The 6,827-nt window shown below is 67.7% G+C and carries 3 protein-coding genes and 4 pseudogenes; 3 read left to right on the plus strand and 4 right to left on the minus strand.

Features of this window, described 5'->3' with window-relative positions; genetic code table 11:
- The first annotated feature begins 20 nt into the window (after positions 1-20).
- Both IPZ69_RS31840 and IPZ69_RS31845 read left to right on the plus strand, forming a co-directional pair.
- Positions 21-877, plus strand: a pseudogene (locus IPZ69_RS31840) (IS5 family transposase).
- A gap of 204 nt (positions 878-1,081) precedes the next feature.
- A pseudogene (locus IPZ69_RS31845) lies at positions 1,082-1,765 on the plus strand (polysaccharide deacetylase family protein); the annotation flags it as partial.
- A gap of 351 nt (positions 1,766-2,116) precedes the next feature.
- Here IPZ69_RS31845 and IPZ69_RS31850 read toward each other — a convergent pair.
- Positions 2,117-2,707: pseudogene (locus IPZ69_RS31850) on the minus strand (AAA family ATPase); the annotation flags it as partial.
- On the opposite strand from IPZ69_RS31850, the pseudogene IPZ69_RS31855 reads away from it, so the two are divergent.
- Positions 2,692-3,417: pseudogene (locus IPZ69_RS31855) on the plus strand (IS701 family transposase); the annotation flags it as partial. The pseudogenes IPZ69_RS31850 and IPZ69_RS31855 sit on opposite strands and share 16 nt — an antisense overlap.
- An 888-nt stretch (positions 3,418-4,305) precedes the next feature.
- On the opposite strand, the gene IPZ69_RS31860 reads toward IPZ69_RS31855, so the two are convergent.
- From IPZ69_RS31860 to IPZ69_RS31870, 3 genes are read right to left on the minus strand one after another with little or no spacing between them, the layout of a single operon-like run.
- Positions 4,306-5,313, minus strand: a complete 1,008-nt coding sequence (locus tag IPZ69_RS31860; RefSeq protein WP_235458115.1) for an ABC transporter — start codon at positions 5,311-5,313, stop codon at positions 4,306-4,308.
- Positions 5,310-6,293, minus strand: a complete 984-nt coding sequence (locus IPZ69_RS31865; RefSeq protein WP_235458120.1) for an ABC transporter ATP-binding protein — start codon at positions 6,291-6,293, stop codon at positions 5,310-5,312. The genes IPZ69_RS31860 and IPZ69_RS31865 overlap by 4 nt, the downstream gene beginning before the upstream one ends.
- Positions 6,294-6,301: 8 nt before the next feature.
- Positions 6,302-6,703 carry a GntR family transcriptional regulator gene (locus tag IPZ69_RS31870; protein ID WP_235458121.1) on the minus strand — a complete coding sequence of 134 codons (402 nt, stop codon included), beginning with the start codon at positions 6,701-6,703 and terminating at the stop codon, positions 6,302-6,304.
- Positions 6,704-6,827 lie beyond the last annotated feature (124 nt).

Consider the following 6,827-nt stretch of genomic DNA (forward strand, 5'->3'; position numbering starts at 1 on the left):
AGTGATCACGAAGGACGGCCGTGCCCGCGCTGCCAGCTTGCCTGCTCGAACCCCTGTGGGACCAGTTCGCCGCGCTCCTCCCCGTCCGGGAGGAGTTCGTCGTCGGCCACCCGCTGGGCTGTCACCGCCGCCGGATCCCCGACCGAACCGTCTTCGAGCACGTCGTGCTCGCGCTGGTCCATGGTTCCGGCTACGAGCGGATCTCCACGCCCGGATGCTCGGACCGCACCATCCGCCGACGCCTCAAAGAGTGGTCCCGGCAAGGGATTTCCAAAGCGCTGCACGCTCTCGCCCTGGACGCCTACGACCGGATGATCGGCCTCGACCTTGGCGAGATCTCGGTGGACGGCTGCATCACCAAGGCCCCGTCCGGCGGGGAGAAGGCCGGCCGCTCGCCAGTCGACCGGGGCAAGCAGGGGCTGAAGCGCTCCGCCGCCTGCGACGCCCGCGGCGTCCCGCTGGGGATCGTCTCCGAGGGGGCCAACAGGCATGACTCGCCACTGCTCGGACTGACCCTGGACGCCGCGCAGGAGCAGGTCGGCATGCTGCCGGACACCGTGAACGTCAACCTCGACCGGGGCTACGACAGCATCAAGTCCCGTGCGTTGATAGCTGAGTTGGGGTTCACCGCCGAGATCGCCCGCAGGGGTGTGCCCGCCCCGATCCAGGCCAGCAGGCGCTGGCCCGTCGAGCGCACGCATTCGTGGATGAACGGCTACGGCAAGCAAGCTTCGGCGCTGCACCGAGAGAAAACGGCAGGGTCGTGGACTTCTACCTCTACCTCGCCGCTATCCTCGTCACACTTCGCATGCTGATCTGGCAGGCACGCAGCCGCTACCGCTGGGATGGCCGACCCACCAGCCGCCGCCTCAAGTGATCCATTTGCCGGTCGGTCTAAGTCATGCTGGGACAAGGCCATCGCGTCACCTCTCACTTCAACGAGTGTCTCTACTCGGAGAGTTGCGCGGTGGCCGCCCAATGACCATGGGCTATGCGGAGATCGCTGTTACACCTCTCGGTGGGACACCATCGCGACCGAGGGATATCAGAGCAGCGGCAGCTCCAAGATCACCGTGACAGCATGAGCACCCAAACACGTCTCGCGTTACCTCCCCTGACGGTGGCACTCGCCGTCGTCGCGCCGGCCGCCGCGGGCACACTCACCGTCAACGCCGCCCCGGCGCAGGCCGCCGCCTGCAACGGTTACGTCGGGCTCACCTTCGACGACGGCCCGTCCGGCAACACACCGGTCCTCCTCAGGGCGCTCACGCAGAACGGGCTGCGGGCCACCACGTTCAACGAAGGCCAGTACGCCGCTATCGACCTGTCCCAGGTGCAGGCCCAGGTCAACGCCGGTATGTGGGTCGGTGACCACAGCTACACCCACCCGCATCTGCCCTAGCTCAGCCAGTCGCAGATCGACGCGGAGGTCTCCCGGACCCAGCCGGCGATCGCGGCCGCGGGTGGCGGCACGCCGAAACTGTTCCGGCCTCCGTACGGCGAGACCAACTCGACGGTGAAGGCGGTCGAGGCCAAGTACGGTCTGAGCGAGACCATCTGGGACGTGGACTCGCAGGACTGGAACGGCGCCAGCACGGCTGCCATCGTGCAGGCCGTCGGACGGCTCGGCAACGGCCAGATAATCCTCATGCACGACTGGGCCGCCACCACGCTCGCCGCGATCCCGCGTACCGCGCAGGGTCTGGCCGGTCACGGTCTGTGTGTCGGGAAGATCTCTCCGGAGACCGGCCGCGCGGTGGCCCCCTGAGCATGATGTGTGACCGCGCAGGTCACCCGAACCGCTGATCTGCGGTCCGGTTCTTCCCGGGACAGCGGAGGCAGCCGTTCTCCACGCGTACTCGGGCGACTCCGACAACGCGGCGAGGTGCCGTGCCAGGCGCCGCGGCCCGCGATGACCGGCAGGGCAGAGCCTGCGACCGCCCCACACCGGACGAGACCGGGCCGGAGCTCGGGGGCGCTGCCGCCGCGGACGGACGGCCGCGCCCCGGAGGAGGAGCGGGTGCTGGACGCGGCGGATTCCTGCCCCGCGCTGGCCGTCAGGATCCGCGAATGTCACGGCGGTCGTGCCCCTGACGCCCGCTCACCCGCTCCCCGCTCACCTGGACACTCCGAGTCCGGCGGTCGGCAGATCCTCCGGCAGCAGTGTCCGCAGGTCGTCCACGCTGGGTGTGCGTACGGCGGTGAGCCGTCGGGCCTGGTGGGTGATCATCGTCTCCAGGAGCTGCCGTGCCAGGCGCCCGTTGCCGAAGGAGCGGTCGCGGGGGATGGTGTCGATATGGGTGTGCAGCGCGTCGAGAGTGTCCGCCGGGCAGGTGTAGCCGGACTCCTCGGCGTGCCGCTCCAGGATGGTGAGGAGTTCGTCGGTGGTGTAGTTCTCGAACTCCACGAACCGTGAGAAGCGGGAGGCCAGGCCCGGGTTGGAGTCCAGGAAGCGCCGCATTTCCGCGGTGTAGCCGGCGACGGTGACCACGACCTGGTCCCGGTGGTCCTCCATCAGCTTCAGCAGCGTGTCCACGGCCTCGCGGCCGAAGTCGGAACCGCCTCCCTCGGGGGTCAGGGTGTAGGCCTCGTCGATGAACAGCACCCCGCCCATGGCGCTTTCGAAGACCTCCTTGGTGAGCTGCGCGGTGTGGCCCACATAGCGGCCCACCAGATCGGCGCGGGCGACCTCGACGAGAGCGTATCTTCGCCACCAAGGGCGACCTGGCCCGCGACATGATCCTGCGTGCCCTGGCCTCCCCGCTCCCCATCGCCTGGGTGACGGCGGATTCCGCCTACGGACAGGACTCGCACTTCCGGCGCTTCCTGGAGGACGCCGAGCTTTCCTACGTGGTCGCCGTCCCCAAGTCACAGCAGGTCAACGGCCCGCGCATCGACCATCTCATCGTTCAGGCCCCGCGCGAGGCATGGCAGCGACTGTCGGCAGGGCCGGGAGCCAAAGGCGAACGGTTCTACGACTGGGCCGCCGCCCGTCTGCCCGCCGTGGCCGAGTCCGGCGTCGACGAGCCGACACGGCAGAAGTGGGTGCTGGCCCGCCGCAGCATCAGCAGGCCCGACGAGATCGCCTACTACCTCGCCTGCGCTCCACTGGACGCAACCGTCGCCGACCTGGCCCGAGTCGCCGGCTGCCGCTGGAAGATCGAGGAGTGCTTCCAGAGCGCGAAGAACGAATGTGGCCTCGACCAGTACGAAGTCCCCCGCTACGTGGGCTGGCACCGGCACATCACGCTTGCCATGCTCGCCCACGCGTTCCTCGCGGTGATGGCCGTGCAGGAGCGCGAAAAAGGGGTCTCGAGGCCGACACACCCGACCTCGTGGACCTCACACCAGCCGAAATCCGTCGTCTGCTGGCAACTCAACCCCGCCACCGTCCTGCACGCCGCGACCACGCGGTGAACTGGTCCCGATGGAGGCGCCGCCACCAGGCACGCGCCCGACGCTGTCACTACATGCGGCGTGGACACACGTTGGTGGGACGACCTGTCCAAGACCGTCCCGCGCATGCCCAACCCCCGCTACACTCCCCACCGCCAAGCCGTTGACCAGCAGAAATACAGAAGTCCGGCTGGAGTACTAACACGGCTCCCGCCAAAGCAGCACCGGCTCCCACCCATGCAACCCCCGCAGCATCCATGGCACTGGACCATGCCCTGAGCGCACTGGTAGTGGAATGCTCGTGACCGTGAAGTGCCCGAGTACCTGATCGGGGTGCATGCCGTAGGCGGCAGCCACCGGCTCATGAGCGACCAGGTCGTCTCCCCGCTCACAGGCGCAATCCGCAGCAGGACCGGAAGAAGCGTCACCTCGTCACGGTCCCGGACATACGGCATACAGCAGGCATCAACGGCAAAGATTCATGCCCAAAACCGGACAGACAGGCGTACTGTTACCGGTGCGCATCATGGAACGTCACCGCAGAAGACTGAGCTCACAAGGGAAGTGAGAGGCGGTTAGTGTAGTGGTAGAGCTTCACGCCCACTCAACTCCCAGCTCGATCAGCGCCTTGTCCAGGAGCGTTCTGTCAGTGGTCGGTCTTTCTGCGCAGCGAGTAGGGCTGTGAGCTGGGATTGTGTAGATGGACTGGTTGGCGCACCGCGCTAATCACCCAACGAAGGTGAGGGGACGGGTAGCTGAGTTCGTGTCTGGCTGGCGGTTTTCCCGCTGGGGAGGCTGGCTGCGCAGTTCTATTGGTCGGCGAGCCTTGACCGGGCCGAGGGCGCGCGGGGCCTGCGCCTGGAGATGCTCCTCACCCGCATCGGGCGCCGGGGGACCGGCTCGTGGGTGTCAGACGATGCGCTTGCGACCCCGAATGAAGATGAAGACGGTGACGGCTGCGGTCAGGGCGAAGAGGATTGAGGCGCCGAACCACTGCATGCTGCTCATCTGCGACATCGGCAGGTAGTCCACCTTCCAGCCCACGAGGTCGAACTTCTGAATACAGACCTTCTCCGACACCTCGTGTGTGCAGGTGCCCCAGCCGTAGGTCTGTCCGGATCCCGAGATGTACCAGTGGTCGATCTCCAGGGCGGCTTGAGGTGTCTGCGGGAACGTGCCCTCGCTGATTCCCTTGTGGGTGGTGACCGTGTGGACGTGGCCGAGGTCCAGCCGGAAGTAGCTCCAGACCAGCTGGACGACGACGGCGAAGGCGAAGGTGACGACCATGGAGATCAGGGTGCGGCGCAGGAGCATGCCGATTGCCACGCCACCCACGACGGTGAAGAGCGCGAGCGCGACGGGAATGGGGCCGGTGTTGTCGAACGCGGCGCCATCGCTCCACTCCAGAGCTGTGGGCACGTACTTGACCGGCCCCCACCACCGGCCGAACGCGACGGAGAGCGCCGCCGTGCACACGATGACCACCAGGCCGCTGACTGCAAGCTTGGTGGCCAGCCAGCGGATGGGGGTGACGGACTGCGAGGCGACGAGTTGGGCGGTGCCGTTTTCCAGGTCACCGGAGAGCAGAGGGGCGCCGAGGAAGACGCCGAGCACGATGGGGATGAAGCCGAGGGCGACTCCCACGAATTGGAACCGTTCGGGGTGTTCGCCATTGAGCCACTTGTCGGGCGCCGAGTCAGGCCAGCCCTGGGCGGTGAGCTGGTTTATCAGGTCGGTGCGCTGATAGACGAGCCACGCCACGCAGACGGCGGTGATGGCGAGAAGGGTCCAGAACCCGGCCCGGTGCTGGCGCCAGATGAGCCAGTTCAGGCCGCTGAGCCGGGGGCCGCGGGTGGCCATGGGGGACGCAGTGGACCCGTTGGACCTGGTGGCGGAGGTCTTGGTCAGGTTGCTCATGCCGCCACCGTCCGCGAGCCGTTGGAGCCGTAGGTCTGGCCCGGGACGTGGGCTTGGAAGGTGATCAGCGGTGGCGCGTCGGGGCAGCGCAGGTAGGAGAGCAGGAGTTCCTCCAGGTTCGGGGTGGCGGCCTGCCACTGGCCGGTCACCGGGCCGTCGGGACGGATGAGGGCGGTGACTTGGCGTCCACTGGTGCGGTATTCGACGAGGGTGTGGCCGGCGAGTTCCGCTGGGACGTCCTGGACGTGGCCCTGGCGCTGGCTGTCGCTCTCGTCGCTTCGGACGCCGTGCAACAACAGGTGGGCGCTGCGGAGTTCGTCCACATCACCGGCCATGCGCAGTCCGCCCGTGGAGATGACGAGGAGGAAGTCGCAGACGTTCTCCAGCTCGCTGAGCATGTGGGAGGACATCAGCACGGTGGTGCCGTGTTCGGCGGCCTCGGCCATCAACGTGCTCATGAGCTCGTGGCGTACCAGTGGGTCGAGGTCGGACATCGGCTCGTCGAGCAGCAGCAGGTCGGGGCGCTTGCCGAAGGCGAGGGCGAAGGCGACCCGGGTGCGCTGCCCGCCGGAGAGGGTGCCGATTTTCGCCTCCATGGGCACATTGCCCGCGCGGACGATGTTCTCGGCGGCCCGCTGATCCCAGCCGGGGTTGAGTTCGCGGCCCATGCGCAGCGTCTCGGTCACGGTGAAGCGGCGGAACAGCGGTTTCTCCTGGGCGAGGAACGCGGTACGCCGTCCGGCCTCCGCGGATTCCGGTGCTGCGCCGAACACCTTGAGGGTGCCGTCCGTCGGCTGCAGCAGATTGGCGGCGATCGCCATCAGCGTGGTCTTTCCCGCGCCGTTGGGGCCCACCAGACCGCAGATCCGGCCGGCCGGCAGCCGGAACGAGCAGTCCTGCAGGGCCCAGCCCCGGCGGAACTTCATGCCCACCCGGTTGGCTTCTATCGCCGGCTCGTTCGCCGGGCCCCCGGCGTCCATGGCGTTACTCACTGATACCCCCTCGTTTCCGGACTTTCCATTGTGTCGGCGGCCGCCGTGGTGTGGGCGTACCGCTCCTCCAGGACCGACGCGACCAGCGCGGCCACGTCCTCCCGCTCCAGGCCCGCCTCGCGTGCCCGCGTCATCCACGCCTCCAGCTCCCCGCGCAACGGGGAGTCGGCACCCGCTTGGGGGCGGGCCAGTGACCGGCGGATGAAGGTGCCCAGGCCGGGCCGTGGTTCGGCCAGACCTTCGCGTTCCAGCTCCCGATAAGCCTTGAGTGTGGTGTTGGGGTTGACCGCGCAGGTCTCGGCGACCTCCTTGGCGGTGGGCAGCCGGTCGCCCGGCATCAGAACGCCTAGCCGCAGGGCCTGTTTGGTCTGCTGGACGATCTGCTGGTAGGCGGGCATCCCGCTCCGCCTGTCGATGCGGAACTCCACGAACCTGTCAACACCCTTCAGCTACTCGATTAGTGGAATGATGATGTGGCACTGATCCGAGGACTGTCAAACAAAACCGGCTCCCACGGCCCCT

This window comes from Streptomyces olivochromogenes (genome assembly GCF_021538895.1).
GTDB classification, from domain to species: Bacteria; Actinomycetota; Actinomycetes; order Streptomycetales; family Streptomycetaceae; genus Streptomyces; species Streptomyces olivochromogenes_A.

Excerpts from the sequence above, each read along its gene's own strand:
- IPZ69_RS31860 (WP_235458115.1), bottom strand. The coding sequence starts at position 5,313 with ATGAGCAACCTGACCAAGACCTCCGCCACCAGGTCCAACGGGTCCACT.
- IPZ69_RS31865 (WP_235458120.1), bottom strand. The coding sequence starts at position 6,293 with ATGGACGCCGGGGGCCCGGCGAACGAGCCGGCGATAGAAGCCAACCGG.
- IPZ69_RS31870 (WP_235458121.1), bottom strand. The coding sequence starts at position 6,703 with ATGCCCGCCTACCAGCAGATCGTCCAGCAGACCAAACAGGCCCTGCGG.